The organism is Actinoplanes solisilvae, from assembly GCF_003999975.1.
GTDB lineage: Bacteria > Actinomycetota > Actinomycetes > Mycobacteriales > Micromonosporaceae > Actinoplanes > Actinoplanes solisilvae.
This window is the reverse complement of record NZ_RJAC01000001.1, coordinates 43,509-66,412: the sequence shown is the minus strand read 5'-3', so window position 1 is coordinate 66,412 and position 22,904 is coordinate 43,509. Positions and strand designations below refer to the sequence as shown.

The window sequence follows — 22,904 nt, the reverse complement described above, 5'->3', positions numbered from 1 at the left end:
ACCGTGGGGGTGACCCTGAGATCCCCCCGAGGTCACGTGACGTCGGTGGCGTCGAGCTGACACGATGGCATGACCACATCAGGTGAACACGCCATCGCGACAGCTCCTCGATCTGCGTCGGTGGCGGACCGGACTGAGCGACACTGAGGGGATACCGCGAGATGGCGAACCCGTTCGTCAAGGGCTGGCGCTACTTTATGGCGCTGTTCGGCGCGAAGATCGATGAGTACGCCGACCCGAAGGTCCAGATCCAGCAGGCCATCGAGGACGCGCAGCGACAGCACCAGGCCCTCGTTCAGCAGGCCGCGGCCGTCATCGGCAACCAGCGGCAGCTCGAGATGAAGTTGTCCCGCCAGATGGGCGAGGTCGAGAAGCTGCAGGGCATGGCGCGTCAGGCGTTGGTCCTGGCCGACCGTGCCCGGGCCGGCGGCGACGAGTCCGAGGCCCAGAAATACGAGTCGACCGCGCAGACGCTCGCCACCCAGCTGGTCTCGGGCGAGCAGTCGATGGAAGACCTGAAGACGCTGCACGACCAGGCGCTCTCGGCCGCGGGTCAGGCCCGCAAGGCCGTCGAGAACAACGCGATGGTCCTGCAGCAGCGCATCGGCGAGCGGTCGCGCCTGCTCAGCCAGCTCGAGCAGGCCAAGATGCAAGAGACCGTGGCCAAGTCGCTCGAGTCGATGTCGTCGCTCGCCGCGCCCGGCAACACGCCGTCGCTCGACGAGGTCCGTGACAAGATCGAGCGCCGCTACGCCGACGCGATGGGCCGGGCCGAGCTCGCGTCCAACTCCGTCGAGGGCCGCATGCTCGAGGTGCAGAAATCCAGCCTCGACATGGCCGGCAACTCCCGGCTCGAGCAGATCCGCGCCAGCATGGCGGGCGAGAAGCTCGGTGCCGCGTCCGACAAGCCCGCGGTCGAGCAGGCGGCGTCCGCGCCGGCGTCCGACCCGGCCAGCGTCGCCCGGCTCGACGAGATCCGGGCCACCATGAACCAGAAGCGCGGCGACACGACGGCGGCCGGCTGAGCATCGCGGCCCGCAACCTCAGGGGAGGACGACGGTGGACGAGCGGACCAGATACTTCCGGCGACTCAAGCGCCTGCGCGGTTCGGCACGGCGGTGGAGCGTGCTCGGGGGCGGACTGACCGCAGCCACCGCCGTCCTCACCCCCTATGCGGGCATCGGCTGGGCCGACGCCATCTGGGCCGGCACGGCCGGCGCCTCGATCGCGCTGGCCTGGTGGCGCTTCAGTGACCACCGTGAGCTGGCTGCCACACCCGCCCCGCCACCACCGCCGCCGGCCCTGGCCGGGGGCAAGCTGGCCGCGGCGATCGAGCGCTTCCCGGCCGGCCGCACGATGATGCACGAGGTGCGCCGGCAGAAGAACCGCTACGCCCTGCGCGGCTCCCAGATCACCGAGGCGTGGGACAGGCTCGACCAAGCATCGTCGACCTTCGCCGCCCTCTCGGCCCGGCTCACCGGCCCCGGCGAAGAGGTCGTGCTCGAGGCCGCGGTCGCCCAGGAATGGCTGCGCGACCTCGGCCAGCGGGTCGCCAGCGTCGAACGGGCCCTGCCGCTCAGCCCGCCCGAGCAGCGCGCGGCCCTCGTCGAGTCCCACTCGTCGCTGGCCGCCCAGTTCACCGAGGGCGTCGACGCGTACGAACGACTGGTCGCGGCAGCCGCCAGCTTCGTCGCCGAAGACGGTCACCCCGTCGCCGACGGGCGGCACCCGGCCTTCGCCAGCCTGGTCGACGCCACCGACCGCCTGCGCGGCATCGCCGAGGGCCTGTCCGAGCTCAAACGTCCGTCGAGCTTCCAGCCGGGCGCGGCTGACACCGCGGGCACCAATAGGTGATCCGTTCGCCCTGGTCGGCTTTCTGAATCGCGGTGCCGCAGCGGCGACACGGTTGCGCGCGCCGACCGTACACATAGCTCGTCTCGCCGCGCCGCAGTGAGCCCGTCGTGGTCTGGGTCCAGCGGCCGCGGTTCGACGCCACCAGCTTCTGGGCGAGCGCGACCGTACCGGGCAGGTCGGTGACCTCGGACACGGGCGTCCACGGCCACAGCCCCCGCAGGAAGAGCGTCTCGGCCTTGTAGAGGTTGCCCACGCCGGCCAGGTTGCGTTGGTCGAGCAGCGCATCGGCGATGCTCAGCGCCGGGTTCTCGCCGATGCGCCGAGCGGCCTCGGCGGCGTCCCAGTCGGCGCCCAGCAGGTCGGGGCCGAGATGACCGAGATGCCGTTCCTCCTCGGCCGTCGGATGGAGCGCCACCTCGTGCAGGTGATAGCCGACGGCCACCGAGCGTTCGGTGCGCAGCACGACGCGGATCAGATGGGCCGGGCGGCCCGTCCAGCGTTCCTTCGGGGCGTACGCCCGCCAGGCGCCCTCCATGCGCAGGTGCGAGTGCAGGGTGAGTGGCTTGTGCCCGTCGCGGGTCAGGCGCAGCAGCAGATGCTTGCCGCGGCTGGCCGACTCGGCGACCGTCCAACCGCTCAGGTCGGTGGTGGCGAGCTGGGGCACGCGGAAGTCCGACGCGGTCAGCACGTCGCCGGTGAGCGCGCGCTCCAGCACGCGCGCGGTGTTCCAGACAGTGTCCCCCTCGGGCATGCCTCAATCGTGCCCCGGTCGAGGGCCCAGCAATCCGGGCAGGTCGGATTCGTCCAGATTGGCGGTGGCGCGCTCGGCGGCGGCGAGGTCGACGCCGGCCAGCACGATCGCCAGGCCCGCTGCCCGCGGAGGGTCGATGGCGTCGAGTTCGAGGCCCCGGCGGGCGGCCGCCCGGTGGACCGCCGCCAGAAGGGCCGCGCCGTCGTCCGGGCGGCCGTCGAGGGCGAGGGCGTAGGCGCCGGTGTGCAGGCAAGCCAGCACGTTGCCGACGTCGTCCTCGTCGGCGAAGATGGCCAGCGACTCCCGCAGCACGGCCAGCGCCTCCGTCGGCTTTCCGCCCGCCCCTCCGGGCTCGCCAAGCAGCTTTCCGCCCGGCCGTCCGGGCTCGCCGGGCAGCTTTCCGTCGGGCCGTCCGGGCTCGCCCATCAACAGGGCTCGGGAGAGCAGGAGGCCGCTCATCGCCGTGGTCCAGGCCTGGCGTACGGCCCGAGCCCGTTCCTGCGCCCCGGCCAGCACGCGCCGCCCCTCGGCGACCCGGCCCGCCCCCGCCAGCGCCGTCCCCAGCGACATCTGCGCCGACGCGCCGACATACTCCTCGCCGACCTCCTCGGCCAGCGCCGTCGCTCGGCGGGCCCACTCGACGCCCCGGCCGAATTCTTCGCGGGCCGACCAGTAGAGCGACAGGTAGTAGGCCACGTGCGCCCGCAGGATCCGCCCTTCGGTGTCGGGCTGCTCGCCGAGAACGGCCAGGCCGGTCTCGAGGTCGCCGACCGCGCCCGGGTCCCCGGCCAGGTAGCGCAGCAGCGCGGCGCTGACCCAGCCGCGCGCCCGGTCGGTGGGTGGCGCGTCCGGAGCCGCGGCCAGCGCCGCCCGCAGCAGCGGCAGCCCGTCGGCGACCATCCCGCCCCGGAACCAGAACCACTCCAGCTGGCCGGCGGTGCGCAGCGCGGCCTCGGGCCGTACGGACAGGTCGTGGGTGATGCCGGCGCGCAGGTTGGGCAGTTCCCGGTTGAGCACCCGGATCGCGTGGGCCGAGCGCTCGCCGCGCAGCAGAGGCACGTGCTGCTCGACGAGTTGCCGCACCCAGAGCGCCTGCCGGGCCTGGCTGCCGGCCGGGTCGGGGTCGTGCTTGCGGCAGTAGGCGCGGACGATCTCCAGCAGGCGGTAGCGGGCCGGGGTCACGCTCGTGTCGGCGACCACCACCGACCGGGTCACCAGCGCCGACAGGCCCTCCAGGTCGTCCTCGACCGCCGACAGCGGGAAGCCGCCCTCGAACGGCCACAGCCGCAGCAGCATCGCGCGGTCGTGCTCGCCGAGCAGGTCGACGCTCCAGGCCACGGCGGCTTCCAACGTCTCGTGCGGGGCGAGCGCGCCGCGCGGCACCGGGCCGAGCGCGGGGAACCGGTCGCGCAACATGTCCCGAAGCTCCGCGAGCCCGAGTACGCGGGCCCGCGCGGCCGCCAGTTCCAGGGCGAGCGGGATGCCGTCGAGCGCCGCCGCGAGATCCTCGAGCGTCGCGGACTCGGCCGGACCGGGTCGCCAGCCGGGCCGTACGGCCGTGATGCGGTCGGTGAGCAGGGCCACGGCGTCGGCTGCGGGCAGCGGCGCCACGGGCAGCAGCCGTTCACCGTCGACCCCGAGCGGCTCGCGACTGGTGGCCAGCACGCGCAGGGCGGGGCAGCGGGCCAGCAGATCGACGACCAGGTCGGCCACTGCGGCCACCACATGCTCGCAGTTGTCGAGCAGGAGCAGGCCCGGGGTGTCGCCCAGAGCCGTGGCGATGGTCTCGGCGGTCGCGCCCCGCATCTGCATGGCCGCGGCGACGGCGGCGGGAACGAGAGCGGGCTCGGTCACGTCGGCGAGCCGGACGAACCACGGGTTCCGGGCAGCGGCGTGCTCGACCGCGAGGCGCGTCTTGCCGGCCCCGCCCGGCCCGACCAGGGTGATCAGGCGGGCGCTGTCCGACAGTGCGGCGAGTTCCCCCTCGCGGCCGAAGAAACGCGACAGCGGGCGTACGGCGGTGGCCGGACGCGATCGCAGCAGGAGCCCCGGGTCCTGGGCCAGCAGGCGCCCCTGGAGATCCTGCAGCGCCGGGCCCGGGTCGATGCCGAGGTCGTCGGCGAGGCGGGCGCGTACCCGGCGCAGGGCGGCCAGCGCCTCGGCCTGACGGCCAGAGCGGTACAGCGCGAGAATCAGCAGCTCCCAGCGCCGCTCCCGGTAGGGCTCGGCACCCACGGCCGCCTCCAGCTCGCCGACCACGCCGGGCGCGTCACCGGCGGCGAGGCGGGCGGCCAGACGCTCCTCGACCGCGACGGTCCGCAGCTCTTCCAGCGGCGTACGGGCGTACGTCTCGGGCAGGTCTGCGAAAGCCTCACCGCGCCAGCGGGCCAGGGCCGCGTCGAAGGCCCGCAACGCCTCGCCGGGCCGCTCCTGATCCAGCAGAGCGCGACCTCGTCGTACGTCTTCGGTGAAGCGCTTCGCGTCGGTGTCGTCGACCGTCAGCCGGTAGCCGTCGCCGGCCCGGCTCAGTGCGCCCCGGCCGAACGATCGCCGCAGCCGGGACGCGTACGCCTGCAGGGAAGCGGCGGGATTGGCGGGCGCGGACGCACCCCAGACCGCCTCGGTCAGCGCCTCCTCGGACGTGGGGCGGCCCTCGGCGGCGAGCAGCACGGTCACCATCCGCCGCGGCAACGGACCGCCCAGCTCCAGCCGGACGCCGTCGGCCTCGACCTCGGTCGGCCCGAGCACGTGGGCGATCAGCACTCGCCGAGCATAGGAGTGCAAAGGCATTGCAGGCAGTCTGCAAGGTGACCTCGCCATCGTGAGGACATGACGACGACGAGTACGACCGAGCGCACCGACACCTGGGACATGATCGTGGTCCACCGGGTGTTCCGGCGCGAATTCCGCATTCTGCCCGCCCTGGTCCGGGCGGTGAAACCCGGAGACACCGTACGGGCCGGCGTGCTCGGCGAGCACCTGGCGAACGTGGCCGGCGGCCTGCACCATCATCACACCGGCGAGGACGAGATGGTCTGGCCCCTGATGCTGGAACGCGCGGCCATGCACGCCGACCTGATCAACCGCATGGAGGCGCAGCACGAGCGGCTGCACGAGCCGCTCGCGCGCATCGACGAGATCCTGCCGCGCTGGCGGGCCCGCGCACTCGCCACCGACCGTGACGAGCTCGCCGACGTGATCGCCCAGGCGTCGGTCGCCCTCGACGAGCATCTGGCCGACGAGGAGCGCGAGATCCTCCCGCTGATCGAGCGATACTTGACCCCGGACGAGTGGCGCGCGGTCGGCGAGCGGGGCCGCAAGACCATCCCCTCCGGCCGGATGGCGCTGGTCTTCCTCGGCTCGATCCTCGAAGAGGCCACGCCGTCCGAGACGAAACGCTTCCTGGCCGAACTGCCGCTGCCCGCGCGCCTGCTCTGGCGCCTGATCGGAGAGCGGACGTACGCGGCCGCGCGCGACCGCGTCCGCGTCGGTTAGCGCACGGAGACCCGTACGAGGTCGCCCGGGGTCACGGAGAGGACGACCACGGCCCGGCCGTTGTTCACGGCGATCGCGACGTGGCCGGCCGAATCTTCGAAGACGAGCAGGTCACCCTTGTCGACGTCGGCGAACGTGGCGCCGCGGCGGGCGCTGACCGTGCCGTTGACGACCAGGTCACTGCCGAGACCGCGCAGCATCTCGCCGTTCGCGGCCAGCTGCACGTTGCCGAACCGGTCGACGGTCAGCACCTCCGCCTCGAGCCAGCCGTCACCGATGGTGACGATCGGGTCGGGCAGGCGCACCAGCGTGTCAACGTCGACGGCGGGCCCGGCGTCACCGAGCGGGGCGCCGGCCGCGAGCCGGGCGGCCACCGGGGTGAAGACGTCCCGCCCGTGGAAGGTGCCCGAGACGTCGCCCTGGAACCAGTCCTTATTGGTCAGCTCGTGGGCCGACTCGATTCCCCCGAGCGCCTCGGCGGCCCAGATCAGCAGGCCGTTGTCCGGCCCCACGAGCACGCCGTTGGGGGTGCCGAGGGCGATGCCGCGCCGCGCCGTGCCGACACCCGGGTCGACCACGGCGACGTGCACGCTCGGCGGCAGGTGGGGTGCGGTCTGGGCGAGCACGGCGGCGCCGCGCGCCACGTCGGCCGGCGGCACATGATGGGTGACGTCGATGACACGAACACGGGGAGCGATGCGCGCGATAGACCCGTGACACGCCGCGACGAACCCGTCGAACGTTCCGTAGTCGGTGGTGAAACTGATCCATTCATACCCGGCCATGCGGAGCACGTTACTGCCTCGCTACACATCGTGTGTGACAGGCTCCACGAGGCGCGCCGGGCGGAATCTGGCAGGGTTGAATCATGCGTCTCGTGATCTTCACCGAGCCCCAGCAAGGGGCAAGCCACGACGACCTGCGCAGGCTCGCGCAGGCCGCCGAGGCCAGCGGCTTCGATGGTTTCTTCCGGTCCGACCACTTCCTCACCATGGGCGGCGACGGACTTCCCGGCCCGAGCGATGCGTGGCTGACCCTGGCCGCCCTCGCCGTGCAGACGTCGCGCATCCGGCTGGGCACGCTGGTCACCTCGGCCACCTTCCGGCTGCCCGGCCCGCTGGCCATCGCGGTCGCCCAGGCCGACCAGATCAGCGGCGGCCGCATCGAGCTGGGGCTGGGCGGCGGCTGGTTCGAGGCCGAGCACAAGGCGTACGGCATCCCGTTCCCCTCGCTCGGCGAACGCTTCGACCGGCTCGAGGAGCAGCTCGAGATCATCACCGGTCTGTGGGCGACGCCGGTCGGCCAGAAGTACGACTTCGACGGCAAGCACTACCAGATCAGCGACTCGCCGGCCCTGCCCAAGCCGGCCCAGCCGCGCCCGCCGGTGATCGTCGGCGGTCACGGCAAGAAGCGGACCCCGGCGCTGGCCGCCCGCTTCGCCGACGAGTTCAACGTCCCGTTCGCCAAGCTCGAAGACGTCGCGCCGACGTTCGAGCGGGTGCGCGCCGCGAGCGAGGCGATCGGCCGCAAGGAGCTTCCGGTCTTCTCGGCGGCGTCCGTCCTGTGTGTCGGCCGCGACGACGCCGAGGTGCGCCGCCGCGCGGCCGCGATCGGCCGCGAGGTCGACGAGATGCGCGAGAACGGCGGCATCGTCGGCACCCCCGACCAGGTGGTCGAGACCATCAAGTCGTACGGCAAGGTCGGCGCGACGCGTCTGTTCCTGCAGGTTCTCGACCTGAGCGACCTCGACCACGTCGAACTGGTCGCCTCCGCGGTGGCGCCGCAGCTCTGACCCTCAGCACCCGGGTGGCGCACGTCAGCGGCACCCGGGTCATCCGCGCAGTCGCAACCCCCTCGGCGTCGCCCGGAAGCCGGCCTGGGTCAGCGCGTCTCGCAGCGGGGACGCGTGCACCGACTCGCCGTCTGCGCGCTCGACCGACATCGGGCCCAGGGCGCCGGACCGCACCGAGGCCGCGAGGGCTTGGCCCGCCGCGATCAGGGCCTCGGGATCGTCCACGAAGGACAGCAGCGTACGGCCGCCGCGCTCGACGTAGAGGATGAGGTCGCCCGAGACCAGGATGACCAGCGCGCCCGCCTTGCGGCCCGCGCGGTGGCCGGCCTTCACGGTCGGTTCGCCGTCGCCGCTGTCGACGATGCGGTCGGGCCACGGCAGCGCGGCGCCGTAGGGGTTCGCCGGGTCGGTGGCCGCCAGCACGACCGCCGTAGAACCTGTGCGTTTGGCGAGTTCGGCCGGCTCGGCCAGCGCCCGCAACCGATCGACCGCGCCGGGCACCGCGAACTGCGCCGCTCCGAGCCCCTCCACGAAGTAGCCGCGGCGGGCCGCACCGCGCTCCTCCAGGGCCCCGAGCACGGGATAGACCCCGGCGAAACCGCCGACCGGTCCCTCGGCCATGACCGCGCCGCGCGTGACCACCCCGTGCCGTTCGAGCAGCAGGTCGGCGAGGGCGGCGGCGCGCCGGGTGGGGTCGAGGTCGCGTTCGGGCAGGCGCGACCAGCGACCGGCCATGCTGGGCGGTCCGCCGCGCGCGGGCATGGTCGCCCGGCCGGGGCGCCGATAGCGGGTGCGGGCCGGGGCGGCCTTGGCCCGGTGGGCGCCGCTGCCGCCGAGCAGTGCGCGCAAAGGCGCCAGGGTGTCGTTGGTCAACTGCCCGGCCCAGACCAGGTCCCACACGACGGCGGCCAGCGCGGTGTCGTCGGTCGACCCGACGCGGTCGGAGAGCGACCGGAAGAACAGGGCCTGACCGTCGCCGAGCGCGTCAAGCACCGACTGGTGCAACGGCGTCGCCGCGAACTCGTCGTCGGCCGGTGGCAGCAGCAGGGGAGCACTGTCGGCGTAGGCCAGGGTGATCCACCCGTCGTTCGTGCCGATCGACCCCGAACCGGCCCACAGCACCTCGCCGCCGCCACTGAGCTCGTCGAGCATCGGCGGTTGATAGTCGGCCACCCGGGCCGGCAGCACCAGCCTCTCCCAGGCCGAGGCGGGCACGGCGATGCCCTGGAGCTGCTCGATCGAGGCGGCCAGCGCGTCGATGCCCCGGGCGTTGCCGCCGATCTGGTGCCAGCGCGGCAGGAACGCGGCCAGCACCCGCGGCGGCACCGGCTCGATCTCGCGGCGCAGCGCGGCCAGCGACCGGCGCCGCAGCATGCGCAGCACCTCGGCGTCGCACCACTCGTTGCCGGCGCCGCCGGGGGAGAACTCGCCCGACGCGACCCGCCCGGTCGCCGACAGGCGTTTGAGGGCCTGTTCGACGACGAAGACGCCGAGACCGAACCGCGCCGCGCAGGTCGCCGCCGCGAACGGGCCATGAGTGCGCGCATAGCGGGCGACCAGGTCACCGAGCGGGTCGGAGACCGGTTCGAGATAGGCCTCGGGGATGCCGACCGGCAGGGCCACACCGAGCGCGTCCCGATAGCGGCCGGCGTCGTCGATGCCGATCCAGCGTTCCTCGCCGGCCACCCGGATGCGGATCGCGCGACGCGTCGATTCCAGCGTGGACACCCACGATTCCTCGACCCCGCGGGCGGCCAGCTCCAGAGGGGCGAGGTCGCCGAGCAGGCGCAGCAACTCGGCCGCGTCCTCCGCGTCGCGCGGCTGCCGCTGGGTGGAGAGCCACTGGAGCTGGGCCTCGGTCTCGGCCACGACCGTGGGGTCGAGCAGTTCGCGCAGGTCGACCCGGCCCAGCAGTTCGCCGAGCAGCGTCGCGTCGAGCGCCAGGGCGGCGGCCCGCCGCTCGGCCAGGGGAGCGTCGCCCTCGTAGAGGAACGCGCCCACATAGCCGAACAGCAGGGACCGGGCGAACGGCGACGGCCGCGGCGTCTCGACCTCGACCAGGCGCACCTTTCGGCCGGCGATCTCGCGCATCAGGCCGGTGAGACCGGGCAGGTCGAACACGTCTTGCAGGCACTCGCGGGCCGCCTCGAGCGTGACCGGGAAGTCGGCGAATTCACGGGCCACGTCGAGGAGCTGGGCCGAGCGCTGCCGTTGCTGCCAGAGCGGCTGGCGGCGGCGCGGGTCGCGGCGGGGCAGCAGCAGCGAACGGGCCGCGCACTCGCGGAAGCGCGACGCGAACAGCGCCGAGGTGCCGACCGACTCCTCGACGAGCTGGGCGATCTCTTCGGGGTCGAAGGCGACCAGGTCGGCGCCGGGCGGTTCCTCGGCCGTGTCGGGCAGGCGCACGACGATGCCGTCGTCGGAGGGCATGACCTGGCCGTCGACGCCGTAGCGCTCGGACAGCCGCCGGGCGATCGCGAGTGCCCACGGCGCGTTGACCCGGGCGCCCAGCACGCAGTGCACGGTCATGCGCCAGTCGCCGAGCTCGTCGCGGAAACGCTCGACCAGCACCGTACGGTCGTCGGGGAGGTTGCGGGTCGCCTCGCGCTGCTCACGCAGGTAGGCCATCAGGTTGCCGGCGGCCCACTCGTCGAGACCCGATTCCCGCAGCGTGGCGGTCGCCTTGTCGTCGTCGGCGCGGGTCAGCGCGCGCAGCTGGGCGCCGATCGCCCGGCCCAGCTCGATCGGGCGGCCGGGGGAGTCGCCCTTCCAGAACGGCATGCGCGCGGGGGCGCCGGGCGCGGGGGTGACGAGCACCCGGTCGGGGGTGATGTCCTCGATGCGCCAGGACGTCGACCCGAGCAGGAACACGTCGCCCACGCGGGACTCGTACACCATCTCTTCGTCGAGCTCGCCGACGCGTGAACCTCGGTCGGAGCCGGCCAGGAAGACGCCGAACATGCCCCGGTCGGGGATGGTGCCGCCGCTGGTGACGGCGAGCCGCTGCGCGCCGGGACGGCCGGTCAGCTCGTCGGTGCCGCGGTCCCAGACGAGGCGGGGGCGCAGCTCGGCGAAGGCGGTGGACGGGTAGCGGCCGGATAGCATGTCGAGGACCGCGTGCAGTGCCGACTCGGGCAGCTCGGCGAAGGGTGCGGCCCGCCGTACGAGGGCCGAAAGCTCGTCGACCGGCCAGGCGTCGAGCGCCACCATCGCCACGATCTGCTGGGCCAGCACGTCGAGCGGGTTGCGCGGGTAGCGGAGTTCCTCGATCGCGCCGGCGCCCATGCGGTCGGCGACGACGGCGCAGGAGACCAGGTCGCCCCGGTGTTTGGGGAAGACGACCCCGCGCGAGACCGCGCCCACCTGGTGCCCGGCGCGACCGATGCGCTGCAGCCCGGCCGCGACCGACGGCGGCGCCTCGATCTGCACCACCAGGTCGACGGCGCCCATGTCGATGCCGAGCTCGAGGCTCGAGGTGGCGACGACGGCGGGCAGGAGGCCGGATTTCAGCGCCTCCTCGATCTGTTTGCGCTCCTCGCGCGACACGCTGCCGTGGTGGGCCCGGGCGACGACCGGCGGCGCCCCGCCGGCCTGCCCCGCCTGGGCCATGACCTCGGCCGGCGGCCGCGACGGCTGGACCAGCTCGACGCCGGCCCGCTCGGCGGCCAGCTCGTTGATGCGGGCGCAGAGCCGCTCGGCCCCGCGGCGCGAGTTGGTGAAGACGATCGTCGACCGGTGGCCCTCGATGAGGTCGAGCACCCTTTCCTCGACGGCCGGCCAGATGGACGGGGTGTGACGCCCGGCGCCGGGGTCGTCGGGGTCGACGTCGGGCACCTCGTCGAGGCGGGTCATGTCTTCGACCGGCACCTCGACGGTGACCTCGATGGTCTTGGCCGCCGGGGGCTGGACGATCTCGACGTCGTGCGCGCCGCCGAGGAAACGGGCGGTCTCGTCGATCGGGCGGACGGTGGCCGACAGGCCGATGCGCTGAGCGGGCCGCCCCAGCAGCGCGTCGAGCCGTTCGAGCGAGAGCGCGAGATGGGCGCCTCGTTTGGTGGCCGCGACGGCGTGCACCTCGTCGATGATCACCGTCTCGACGCCGCGCAGCGACTCGCGCGCGGCCGAGGTGAGGAGAAGGAACAGCGACTCGGGAGTGGTGATCAGGATGTCGGGTGGGGTGCGGGCGAACAGGCGGCGCTCGTCGGCCGGGGTGTCACCCGTTCGCATGGCCACGGTGATGTCGGGCGGGGTGAGCCCGAGCCGGCCGGCGGCCTGGCGGATGCCGGTGAGCGGGGCGCGCAGGTTGCGCTCGACGTCGACCGCGAGCGCCTTGAGCGGGCTCACGTAGAGCACGCGGCAGCGCAGCTTCGGATCTTTGGGCGCGGGCTCGCGCGCGAGCTGGTCGAGCGACCAGAGGAACGCGGCCAGCGTCTTGCCGGAGCCGGTCGGCGCGACGACCAGGGCGTTGCGCCCGGCGCCGACCGCCCGCCAGGCACCGGCCTGCGCGGCGGTCGGCGCCGCGAACGCCGCGGTGAACCACTCGCGCGTGGCCGGCCCGAACTGCTCCAAGACTTCTCCCACACCCTCATGTTCCCTCGGGGGTATGACAAAAACGGAACCCGGCGTAGTGGTCATCCGGGCACGGATGGGACGGCCGGGAAGCGGAACACCCTGACGTCCCGGACGATGGTGCTCGGACGTGACATGCGGATATATATGGACGCCACTACAAGAGCATGAGTGTCATCTATGAAGGAGGCACCGTGTCCCTCCCCGTACGAATGCTCCGGCGTCTCACGGCGGGCGCCGCCGCGCTCGCCCTCGCGACCCTCGGCGCGACGCCCGCCCACGCGGCGGCGGGGGACGGCTATGTGCGGCTCGCCCACCTCTCGCCGGACACGCCCGCGGTCGACGTCTATCTCAAGGCCGACCCGGGCGGTGGCGAGCCCCAGGTCTTCCGCGCGGTCGCCTACGGTGACATGTCCCGTTATCTGCGGCTGCCGGCCGGCACCTACCAGGTCGCGATGCGCAAGGCGGGCGCGCCCGCGACCGAACAGCCGGTGATCACCACCGAGGTCGGCGTCGAGAACAAGGGCGCCTACACGGTGGCCGGCGTCGGCCGCTTCGCCGACCTGGGCCTGCGCGTCCTCGAGGACGACCTGCGCCTTCCCGACCCCGGCAAGTCCAAGGTCCGCATCATCCAGGCCTCGGTGAAGGCGCCCGTGCTCGACGTCGCGGGCAAGAACGGCACCGAGATCGCCGACGGGGTCGCGTTCGCCACCACGACGGCCTATCGCGAGGTCAAGCCGGGCAAGTGGAGCGTACGGGTGGAGCCCACCGGCGGCGGCCGCATGAGCGAGTTGCCGTGCACACTGGGCGCGGGCAGCGTCTATTCGCTCGTGGTCCTCGACGACGAGGCGGGCGGCCTGAAGCCCGAGCTGCACGTCGACGCCGAACGGCAGGGGACGGTCCCGCTGGGCGGCGTGGCGACCGGAGCCGGCGGCACCAGCCCGGATTCCCCACTGCCCGGTGCGTTGCTGGCCGCGGTGGCGGCGGCTGCCGTGGCCGGCGGTCTGGTCCTCGTCCTGCGCCGCCGCGCCCGCGCCGTTTGAGGAGCCTCCGGTGACCGCCGAGGATCCCACCGACAACGCCCTGGTCGTCCGCGTCCCGAACGCCCAGCCGTCCCCTTATTTCGATCCTCCGGGCCCGAGATCGGGGAGTCCGTCCCGCGACGGGGTTGCCCGCGGCGTCGCCAAGATCATCAGGCCGCGTACGGTCCGGGCGCGCGCCGCCGTGCCGGGCGCGCTGTCGATTCCGCGCCGCAAACCCAGCCGCTCGCTCCGCCTCGGCCAGCCGGCGACGCCGTTCCCCCGGCGCGTCTTCCCCAAGCCGAGCCCTGCGCCCGCACCAACCCCGCCCAGCCCGGCCGCGACGATCTGCGCGCCCAGCCTGCGTCCCCCGATCGCGCCTGAGCCCGTACGCGGGAAGGCTCTTGATCGAAAACGTCGGTCGGCTCTGCCCGTTGCCGCTGCCGTCGTGGCCGCGGTCGTGGCCGGCGCCGGATATCTCGCGCTGGCCGACCGCCCACCCGGCGGTCCGGGCCCACCGGCAGCCGTCGGGGAAACCACCACCACCAGCACCGGCGTCGCCGAACGGCCCGTCGGCGACCCCTTCGGCAGCGTGGTCGCCGCCCCAGCCGGCCCGCCGACCAGGCTGCGCATCGGCGCGATCAAGGTTGACACTCCGCTGGAGACGCTGCGGATCGGTTCGGACGGCGCCCTGCAACCGCCGAAGGCCTTCGAAAAAGCCGGCTGGTACGCCGACGGCACCGCGCCCGGCGACACCGGCCCGGCTGTCCTCGCGGGGCACGTCGACTCCCGTTCCGGCCCCGCCGTCTTCTACCGCCTGCGAAACCTCGGCGCGGGGGACCGGGTCGACGTCGTGCGCGGCGGAGTGAGCCTTCAATTCAAGGTCACGGCAATCCGGTGGTACCCGAAGGCCGAATTCCCGACGGAGGAGGTGTACGGGCCGACCCCGGACCGTCAGCTCAGGCTCATCACCTGCGGCGGTGTGTTCGACCGGTCGCTGCGGTCCTACCGGGACAACCTCGTGGTCTACGCGGTGGCCGGGTGATCGCCGTTCCGTTGCCGGGCAGGCCGTGATTATGGTGGGAATCGAGTCGACGGGTGGGGGCGGGATGGCGGTCGCACGCATGCTCGTCGCTGGTCGGTATCGTCTGGGCGAGCCGGTCGGCTCCGGTGGCATGGGCCGGGTCTGGCTGGCCCGCGACGAGATGCTCGACCGCGACGTCGCGGTCAAGGAGTTCGTGCCGCCCGACTGGATGACCGACGAGGAACGCGCCCGGCTGCGTGACCGCACCCTGCGCGAGGCTCGCAGCGCCGGCCGCCTGAACCATCCGCACGTCGTGCGCATCTACGACGTCGTGCACGCCGACGGTCTGCCGTGGATCGTCATGGAATACGTACCTTCCCGCTCGCTGCACCAGGTCATCCAGCAGGACGGGCCGTTCTCGCCGGCCACCGCCGCCCGCATCGGCGTCGCCCTGCTCGACGCCCTGCGCGCCGCGCACACGGCCGGCGTGCTGCACCGCGACGTAAAGCCGCACAACGTCCTGATCGGTCACGACGGCCGCGTCGTGCTGACCGATTTCGGCCTGGCCACTTTTGTGGATGACGGCGCCGTCACCGGTCCCGGGCTGGTCGTCGGATCCCCGCAGTTCGTGTCGCCCGAACGCGCCCGCGACGGCACCTCGACGCCCGAGTCCGACCTGTGGTCGCTGGGCGCGACGCTCTACGCCGCCGTCGAGGGCCGCTCGCCCTACGCCCGCGAGAACGCCATGGCCACGCTGATGGCACTGGCCACCGAGGAGCCCGATCCGCCGTCGCGGGCCGGAATGCTGGGCCCGGTGCTGACCGGACTGCTGCGGCGCCACCCGGCCGAGAGGCTCACCGCGTTCGAGGTCGAGCGCCGCCTGCGCATGATCGTGGCGGCCACGCCGGCGCCGCCCCGGGTGCCCTCGCCGCGCCGCGTCCGCGCGGTGGTCGGGGCCGAGATCGATCAGTCGGCCGCGGTCCGGTCGATGACGCCCAGCGATCACGCTCTGTCGATGCCGTTCGAGGAGGAGGCGCCACGGCAGGCCCGCCACCGCGCGCGGCCGGCCTTGGTCGCGGCTGGTCTCGCGGTGGTCGCCGCGGTTGGCGTCGGCGGCATCCTCGCCGGTTACCTGGTGCGCGACTCGTCGGCCGCCCCGCTTCCCCCGGTGAGCGCGGCGGCCTCGCCGTCCGCCGTCGCCGCGGGCTTCTCCGCGCTGGCCTGCGAACGTTCCGAGCCGAGCGGGCTGCCGACGGCTCCGCAGCGGGGCGCCCAGCGCGGGGTGACCGGCTGGTCGCTGCTCCCGGGCTGGTCCTACTTCTCCGACGGCTCCGGTTTCCGCATGCCGGTCCCCGACGGCTGGACCTACCAGCGGATCGGCACGTCGCTCTGCTTCCGCGACCCGGCCTCGGCCACCGTGCTGAGCCTGGACACGGGGCGCGACCCGGCCGGCGACCCGGTCGCGGCGTGCCGCAAGGAGGAGGCACGGCTGCTGGGGGCGGGGGCCCTGCCCGGGTACGAGCTGGTGACCCTCGAGAGGAAGCCGTTGCTCAACAAGGCCGCCGACTGGGAGTACACGTACGACCGGGCCGGCGTCCGGATGCACGCGCAGACCCGGTGGTTCGTCAAGGACGGCCGGGGCTTCGCGATCACCTGGGCCACCCGCGACTTCGACTGGACCAGCGACCTGGCAAAGATCAACATGGTCCTGACCACGTTCTATGCGCGGCCGACACCCGGCTGACTCACAGCATCTTTACAGCCGGGCCTGCTAGCGTTCTGCGTCATGATCGGCAGTAGTCAGCCGGGCTCGGCCCGGCTCCCCGTCAGATCCTTCCGGCCGTGTTAATCGTTTACGGCCTTCTCCTGGTGCTCGTGGTGACAGCGGTCACCGGATATTTCGTCGCGCAGGAATTCGGTTACGTCGCCGCCGATCGCGGCCGCCTGCGCCGCGACGCCGAGCAGGGCGACGAAGCCGCCGCCCGAGCCCTCAAAATCACCGAACGCCTGTCCTTCGTCCTCTCCGGCGCCCAACTCGGCATCACCGTGACGGCGCTTCTCGTCGGTTACGTCGCCGAGCCGTTCATCGGTGAGGGCCTGTCCGCGCTGCTCGGCGGGGCCGGCGTGCCCACCGCGGTCAGCATGCCGGCCTCGGTCGTCGTCGCACTGCTCATCGCCACCGTCGTCCAGATGGTGCTCGGCGAGCTCGCCCCGAAGAACCTGGCCATCGCCCGCGCCGAGACTCTGGCCAAAGTGCTCAGCCGCTCCACGCTGATGTACCTGACCGTTTTCGGCCCGATCATCCGCCTCTTCGACCGCACGGCCGCCGGCCTGCTGCGGCGCCTCGGCATCGAGCCGATCGAGGAACTGCCCGAGGGCGCTACCTCGGAAGACCTCGAGCAGATCATCCGCGAGTCGCGGGCCAACGGCGGGCTCGACGCCGAGCTCTCCACGCTGCTCGACCGCGGCCTCGACTTCCGTGGCCGCACCTCGGCCGAGGCCATGATCCCCCGCGTCGACGTGCACACCGTGCCCGCCACCGCGACCGCGGCCGACGTCGTGGCCCTTCTCGACACCCACCGATCAAGATTTCCCGTACGAGGTGAGGAACTCGACGAGATCGTCGGCGTCGTCAGCATCGCGGACATCCTCACGATCGCGCCCGCCGACCGCGCCACGGTGCCGGTCTCGTCCGTCATGTCAGCGCCGGTCCTGGTGCCGTCCTCGCTGAGGCTGCCGGCTGTGCTCGAGCGCCTGCGTTCGGCCCACCGCCAGCTCGCCTGCGTCGTCGACGAATTCGGCGGCTTCGCCGGCATCATCACGCTGGAAGACATCGCCGAAGAACTGGTCGGCCAGATCCGCGACGAGGACGACGAGGCCGAACCCGCCCCGGTGCGTCAGGCCGACGGCTCGTGGCTCGTTCCGGCCCGCTGGCGCATCGACGAGATCACCGACGCGACCGGCGTCGACCTGCCCGAGAGCGACGACTACGAGACGGTGTCCGGCCTGGTGCTGTCCCGGCTCGGGCGCATCGCCAAGGCCGGCGACTCGGTCACTCTCGACAACGGATCCCTTTCCGTACGGGTCGAGAGCGTCGACCGGCACGTTCCCCTCACGGTTCGGATCTCACGATGAACGCGCTCTGGGTCACATTGCTGCTGATCGGCAACGCCTTCTTCGTCGCGGCCGAGTTCGCCCTGGTCGCCAGCAAGCGTCACCGTCTGGAACAGGCCGCCGCCTCGGGCAGCCGGGCCGCCAAGGCCGCGCTCGACGGCACCCGGGAACTGTCGGTCATGCTGGCCGGCGCTCAGCTCGGCATCACGCTGTGCTCGCTGGGCCTGGGCGCACTCGCCGAGCCGTCGCTCGAGCACCTGTTCGGCCCGGCCCTGCACGCCCTGGGCCTGCCCGACGTCGCCAGTCACATCATCGCGTTCCTGCTCGCCCTGATCATCGTCACGTTCCTGCACCTGGTGATCGGCGAGATGATGCCGAAGTCGTGGGCGATCACCCACCCCGAGCGCTCGGCCATCCTGCTGGCGCTGCCGTTCCGCTTCTACGCCCGGCTCGTCGGCCCCGCCCTGCGGGTGCTGAACTGGCTGGCCAACTTGGCGCTGCGGCCCTTCGGCGTGCACCCGCAAGACCAGCTGGCGCAGGCGCACGGCCCGGCCGAGATGCGCATCCTGCTCGACCGGTCGCGGGCCGAGGGCCTGATCGAGGCCGAACAGAGCGAATTGCTGACCAGCGTGCTGGCCCTGGCGTCCCTTCCCGTACGCGACGTCATGCTGCCGACCGCCCAGCTCGTCTCGGTCCCGTCGTCGGCCGCGGTCGCCGACATCGAACTGGCCTCGCTGACCAGCGGCCGCTCCCGCCTGGCCGTCACCGACGGGTCGGGCGAGGTGATCGGCATCGTGCACGTCCGCGAGGCCGTCCGGGCGACCGCGACGGGCCAGGCCGCGACGGCGGGCGAGCTGATGGAGCCGGCCTTCCTGGTCGACTCGGCGCTGAACGTCGTCGAGGCCGTCGAAGCCCTGCGAGCCGGCCGCACGCAGCTGGCCGTCGTCACCGAGCCGGCCGCCTCCGAGTCGGCACCCCCCGCCGGCTCCCTGAACGGCGTCGTCGGCCCGTCCCTCGCCGGCTCCCCGAACGGCGTTCCGGGCACGCCCGGTGCCGTCGTTCAGGTCGGGTTCGTGGCCCTGGAAGACCTGTTGGAGCAGGTCATCGGGCGCTTCGACGACGAGACCGACGACCTGCCGGTCTCGTCGAGCGCCTGACCGCTCGTGCGGGTGCTCATGTCGCCCTCGGCAGGGCGTACCCCTGAAGTCCGTTTTTGATCTTCACCAATCTGTTCAAGGAGGAACTCGGTGGTTTTCAAGAAAATGATGCGCGCCTTCGGTGTCGGCGGACCGACCGTCGACACCGTGCTGGCCAACCCGAACACGCGGCCCGGTCTGGCCCTGGAGGGGCAGGTGCGGATCGCCGGCGGTGACCACGACGTCACCATCGAGGGGATCGTGCTGGGCCTGGTCACCCGGGTCGAGTCCGAGCACGGAGAGAATCTGATCGAGTTTCACCGGCTGCCGGTGTCGGGCGCGTTCCAGTTGAAGGCGGGAGAGAACCGGGACCTGCCGTTCTCGTTCCCGATGCCGTGGGAAACGCCGATCACCGACGTCTACGGGCAGCGGCTGCGCGGCATGACGATGGGGCTGCGCACCGAGCTGGCGGTGGCCAAGGCCGTCGACAAGGGCGACCTCGACCACGTGGCGGTGCACCCGCTGCCGGCCCAGGAGCGGATCCTCGACGCGTTCGCCCGTCTCGGGTTCCGCTTCAAGAACGCCGACCTCGAGCACGGCGCGATCTACGGCGTACGCATGACGCTGCCGTTCTACCAGGAGATCGAGTTCTACCCGCCGCCGCAGTACGCGGGCGGCATCAACGAGGTCGAGGTGACGTTCATCGCCGACCCGCAGGGCGTCGAGGTGGTCCTGGAGTTCGACAAGCGCGGCGGCTTCCTCGCTCCCGGGCACGACTCCTACGGCCGCTTCCGCGTCTCTCACGCCGAGGTCGACTCGACCGACTGGACCAAGGTCGTCGAGCAGTGGGTCACCGAGGCCACGGGCCGCTACCAGGGCCTGCGCTCCGCCGGCGGTTTCGGCGGCGGCCACGGCGCTCCCGGTTACGGCGCGCCCGGCTACGGAGCCCCCGGCTACGGCGGTCACGGCGGCGGCCACCACGGCCACTACCGTCGCGGCCACGGCGGCGGCATCGGCATGGGCGGCGTAGCGGCCGGCGTCGCCGGTGGCGTCGTCGGCGGCATGATCCTCGGCGAGGCGATGGAAGAGGTCTTCGAAGACGACGGCGGCGACTTCGGCGAGGAGTGACCCTGCCCGGCCGCGCGATTTCTCAGCCGGACCGCGCGTCCCACCAGCGGGCGGCTCTGCCACGGCAGGGCCGCCCGCTGGTGCATCCGCTCCCGACGCGCCATGCGCCAACGCGAAGTCGCACCGGCCCGCCGGCCCGCCGGCCCTCAGCCGACGCTGGCGGTGGCCAATTTGATGCTGAAATCGACGAACAACGCGCCCCCCCGGCCGCCGCGCCCGCGGCGAGGCGGCGGCACGTTCCTGGCCGGCCAGGAACGTGCCGCTGAAGATCAGCGCGGACAGGTAGATCGCGCTGAGTCGGTGATGCCGAGCACGGGGCCCCCAATCAGCCCGTCGTGAGGGCGACGCTGTCACCCGCCGCGAGCCGTTCCCGCAAGCGATCGCCGGCCGCGGGCCACTCGTCGACGGTCATCCCGAACACCACGGTGTCACGCCACGAGCCGTCGGGCCTCTTCCGGTGGCGCCGCAGCACGCCCTCGCGCACCGCGCCGAGCCGGGCGATCGCCTGCTGGGAGCGCTCGTTGCGAACGTCGGTGTACCAGAACACGCGCTCGGCCCCGAGCACGTCGAAGGCGTGCTCGAGCATCAGCAGCTTGGCCTCGGTGTTGACCCCCGAGCGCCACCAGGGGCGGCCGACCATGGTGTGGCCGATCGCCAGCGCTTTCTGCTTCGGGTCGATGTCGTGATAGCTGGTCGTGCCGATCACACGGCCGGAGACCGGGTCGACCTGGGCGAACGCGATCTGGTTGCCGGCCCAGCGGGCGCGCAGCAGACCGGCGACGTAGTCGCGCATCGCCTCGACCGTGGCCGGACGGCGGGTCATCAGGTGTTCCCAGACCTCGTCGTCGCCGAGTGCCTCGAGCAGACCGGCGGCGTGCCCGAGCGTGAGCGGTTCTAGCCGCACGTGCCGGCCGCTCAGCGCCACCGGGTTGGCCCACGGCAGCTCGCCGCCGGGCAGGTAGGCGGGCTCAGCAACGGAGGCGGCGCTCTCGGCCGGCCCGAACACGCGCCGGACGGGCAGCACGCCGGCCCAGTGCGGCAGGGTGAGGTCGGCTTCCTCGTCGATCACGCCGCCGGCGCGGGCCCGCGCGGACACCTCTTCGAGGGGGAGCGCCAGCACGCTGGTCTCGGCCAGCTCGCGCTTGTTGGGCGGGCGGCTGTCGGCGGACCGGCCGGCGCCGACCTTGTCGACCAGCGCGTCCATCGCGGCGCGCTTCTCTTCGGGGTCGGTGACCAGCCGGGCGGAGCCGTGCACCACCACCGAGCGGTAGTTGGCGCTGTGGTGCACGTGGGAGCGGGCATAGACGATGCCGTCGAGCAGGGTGACCCCGACCGCGACCGGCACCTCGCCACCGCGCGCCGACAGGCCCATGCGACCGCCGGAGGAGCCGTGGAGATAGAGGGTCTCGCCGACGCGGACGTGCAGGGTGGGCAGCACGCGGGGTTCATCGTCGACGACCAGGGCGACAGTGCAGTCGAACGCCTCGTCGAGAATGGCGTGCGCCAGGTCGCGGTCGTAGCTCATGCGCTCGCGGTAGCGGGTGGCTGTCGTGCGGCTGGTCCGCGGATAGGTCTCGGACATCGGCCCTCCCTGCCGTCTTCGTACAACCTAAGGCTTGCGTTCGTCTCTGTACTAGTACAGTATTTCTTGTGTGTCAGCACAGTATCAGGTCGAGGGTGACAGCGCCGCTTCGATTTCCGCCAGCATCGAAGAGGGCGTCCGCAAGGGCGATTGGGTCTTCGGCGCGGCCCTTCCCTCCGTCCGCGTCCTCGCCGAGTCGCTGCGCGTCAGCCCGGCCACGGTCTCGAAGGCCTATCAAGAGCTGCGCCAGCGCGGCGTCATCGAGACCGAGGGCCGCCGCGGCACCCGCATCCGTTCGCGCCCGCCCGTCGCCGGCCCCCGCTCCGCGCTGCTCCTCCCCGTTCCCGACGGGGTGCGCGATCTCTCCTCCGGCGAGCCCGACGTGCGGCTTCTGCCCCCGCTGGGCCCTGCTCTGCGGGCGGTCGCCGAGACCAACGGCCCACCCCAGGGCTACGCGTCATCGGCCGCTATGCCCGAGCTGATCGAGGCGGCCCGGCCGCGCCTGGTCGCCGACGGCATCCCGGCCGCCGACGCCGAGATCACCGTCACCTCCGGCACGCTCGACGCCGTCGAGCGCCTCCTCACGGCTCACCTGCGGGCCGGTGACGCGGTCGCCGTCGAAGATCCGGGCTGGGCCAACCTGATCGATCTGCTGGCCGCCCTGGGCCTGCGCCCGCTCCCGGTCCCCGTCGACCGGCAGGGCCCCGACCCGGCCGCGATGGCCGCCGCCCTGCAGTCCGGTGCCCGCGCGGCCGTCATCACGGTGCGGGCGCAGAATCCGACCGGCGCCGCCGTCAGCGAGGCTCGCGCCGAAGCCTTGCGGGCCGTCTTCGCGAGCCATCCCGGCGTCCTGGTGATCGAGGACGATCACGCCGCCGAGCTGGCCGAGGAACCGCCCCACTGCGTCGGCCCGGTCACCGGATCGTGGGCGCTGACCCGCTCGGCCTCCAAGCCCTTCGGCCCCGATCTGCGCATAGCCGTGCTGGCCGGCGACGAGGCCACGATCGCCCGCGTGGTGGGCCGCATGCGCGTCGGCTCCGGCTGGGTCTCCACGGTCCTCCAGCGCCTGCTCCTGCACCTGTGGCGAGACGACGAGGTGACCGCCGCCGTGTCCGAGGCCGCCGCGGCTTACGGTCGCCGCCGCCGGGCCCTCTGCGACGCCTTGCAGGCCCGGGGTCTGGCCGCCGCGGGCGACACGGGCATCAACGTCTGGGTGCCCGTCAGCGACGAGACCCGAGCGGTCGGCCTGCTACGCGAGGCCGGCTACGCCGTGGCCCCGGGTTCCCTGTTCCGGGTGTCGGCACCCCCGGGCGTACGTATCTCGGTCGGTCCTCTCGACGAAGAGGAGATCCCCGCCCTGGCCGACGCGGTGGCTGCCGCCGTCCGTCCGCCGGCTCTGTATGCCCCCACCCGTTAGTCCGCGCCGAGTGGAGGGACTCG

16 protein-coding genes are annotated in these 22,904 nt (G+C 72.9%); 11 read left to right on the top strand and 5 right to left on the bottom strand.

Translation table 11 applies throughout. The annotated features are described in order from the left end of the window. Positions 1–161 precede the first annotated feature (161 nt). Positions 162–1,025, top strand: a complete 864-nt coding sequence (locus tag EER30_RS00285) for a PspA/IM30 family protein (RefSeq protein WP_127497099.1) — start codon at positions 162–164, stop codon at positions 1,023–1,025. A 34-nt stretch (positions 1,026–1,059) separates the two neighbouring features. Further along, positions 1,060–1,854: a phage shock envelope stress response protein PspM gene (gene pspM / locus EER30_RS00280; RefSeq protein ID WP_127497097.1), complete on the top strand. Its 795-nt coding sequence runs from the start codon at positions 1,060–1,062 to the stop codon at positions 1,852–1,854. Here the strand turns inward: pspM and EER30_RS00275 are convergent. Together EER30_RS00275 and EER30_RS00270 are read right to left on the bottom strand one after the other, a co-directional pair. Further along, positions 1,796–2,605: a DNA-formamidopyrimidine glycosylase family protein gene (locus EER30_RS00275; RefSeq protein ID WP_127497095.1), complete on the bottom strand. Its 810-nt coding sequence runs from the start codon at positions 2,603–2,605 to the stop codon at positions 1,796–1,798. The two genes, pspM and EER30_RS00275, sit on opposite strands and share 59 nt — an antisense overlap. 3 nt (positions 2,606–2,608) lie before the next feature. Then, on the bottom strand, positions 2,609–5,368 hold the full coding sequence (locus EER30_RS00270; RefSeq protein WP_164842195.1) for an ATP-binding protein: 2,760 nt from the start codon (positions 5,366–5,368) through the stop codon (positions 2,609–2,611). 66 nt (positions 5,369–5,434) lie between these two features. Here EER30_RS00270 and EER30_RS00265 point away from each other — a divergent pair, with 66 nt between their 5' ends. Further along, positions 5,435–6,100, top strand: a complete 666-nt coding sequence (locus EER30_RS00265; RefSeq protein ID WP_127497091.1) for a hemerythrin domain-containing protein — start codon at positions 5,435–5,437, stop codon at positions 6,098–6,100. On the opposite strand, the gene EER30_RS00260 is transcribed toward EER30_RS00265, so the two are convergent. Then, entirely contained in the window at positions 6,097–6,885 is a 789-nt protein-coding gene (locus EER30_RS00260) for an SAM hydrolase/SAM-dependent halogenase family protein (protein ID WP_127497089.1), read from the bottom strand. The two genes, EER30_RS00265 and EER30_RS00260, sit on opposite strands and share 4 nt — an antisense overlap. Positions 6,886–6,968: 83 nt before the next feature. Here EER30_RS00260 and EER30_RS00255 point away from each other — a divergent pair, with 83 nt between their 5' ends. Further along, a complete protein-coding gene (locus tag EER30_RS00255; RefSeq protein WP_127497087.1) occupies positions 6,969–7,892 on the top strand; it encodes an LLM class F420-dependent oxidoreductase in 924 nt (307 codons plus the stop codon). A 39-nt stretch (positions 7,893–7,931) separates the two neighbouring features. Here the strand turns inward: EER30_RS00255 and EER30_RS00250 are convergent, their stop codons facing one another. After that, positions 7,932–12,473, bottom strand: coding sequence for an ATP-dependent helicase (locus EER30_RS00250; protein ID WP_127497085.1), 4,542 nt, complete (start codon positions 12,471–12,473; stop codon positions 7,932–7,934). Between the two features lie 182 nt (positions 12,474–12,655). Here EER30_RS00250 and EER30_RS00245 point away from each other — a divergent pair, with 182 nt between their 5' ends. The 6 genes from EER30_RS00245 (at position 12,656) to EER30_RS00220 (ending at position 19,882) form a co-directional block, all read left to right on the top strand. Further along, positions 12,656–13,504: a DUF4397 domain-containing protein gene (locus tag EER30_RS00245; protein WP_240669685.1), complete on the top strand. Its 849-nt coding sequence runs from the start codon at positions 12,656–12,658 to the stop codon at positions 13,502–13,504. Between the two features lie 10 nt (positions 13,505–13,514). Further along, positions 13,515–14,525 carry a class F sortase gene (locus tag EER30_RS48345; RefSeq protein ID WP_240669684.1) on the top strand — a complete coding sequence of 337 codons (1,011 nt, stop codon included), beginning with the start codon at positions 13,515–13,517 and terminating at the stop codon, positions 14,523–14,525. A gap of 79 nt (positions 14,526–14,604) precedes the next feature. After that, a complete protein-coding gene (locus EER30_RS00235) occupies positions 14,605–16,248 on the top strand; it encodes a serine/threonine-protein kinase (protein ID WP_240669683.1) in 1,644 nt (547 codons plus the stop codon). Positions 16,249–16,346: 98 nt separating this feature from the next. Continuing rightward, positions 16,347–17,639, top strand: coding sequence for a hemolysin family protein (locus EER30_RS00230; RefSeq protein ID WP_127497081.1), 1,293 nt, complete (start codon positions 16,347–16,349; stop codon positions 17,637–17,639). After that, positions 17,636–18,775 carry a hemolysin family protein gene (locus EER30_RS00225; protein WP_127497079.1) on the top strand — a complete coding sequence of 380 codons (1,140 nt, stop codon included), beginning with the start codon at positions 17,636–17,638 and terminating at the stop codon, positions 18,773–18,775. The genes EER30_RS00230 and EER30_RS00225 overlap by 4 nt, the downstream gene beginning before the upstream one ends. A 90-nt stretch (positions 18,776–18,865) precedes the next feature. Continuing rightward, positions 18,866–19,882: a sporulation protein gene (locus EER30_RS00220; protein ID WP_127497077.1), complete on the top strand. Its 1,017-nt coding sequence runs from the start codon at positions 18,866–18,868 to the stop codon at positions 19,880–19,882. 325 nt (positions 19,883–20,207) lie between these two features. Here EER30_RS00220 and EER30_RS00215 read toward each other — a convergent pair whose 3' ends face one another. Beyond that, the gene (locus tag EER30_RS00215; protein WP_127497075.1) at positions 20,208–21,464 is read right to left on the bottom strand and encodes a bifunctional pyridoxamine 5'-phosphate oxidase family protein/GNAT family N-acetyltransferase; all 1,257 of its coding nucleotides are present in this window, start codon (positions 21,462–21,464) and stop codon (positions 20,208–20,210) included. A 70-nt stretch (positions 21,465–21,534) separates the two neighbouring features. On the opposite strand from EER30_RS00215, the gene EER30_RS00210 reads away from it, so the two are divergent. Next, on the top strand, positions 21,535–22,881 hold the full coding sequence (locus tag EER30_RS00210) for an aminotransferase class I/II-fold pyridoxal phosphate-dependent enzyme (RefSeq protein ID WP_127497073.1): 1,347 nt from the start codon (positions 21,535–21,537) through the stop codon (positions 22,879–22,881). Positions 22,882–22,904 lie beyond the last annotated feature (23 nt).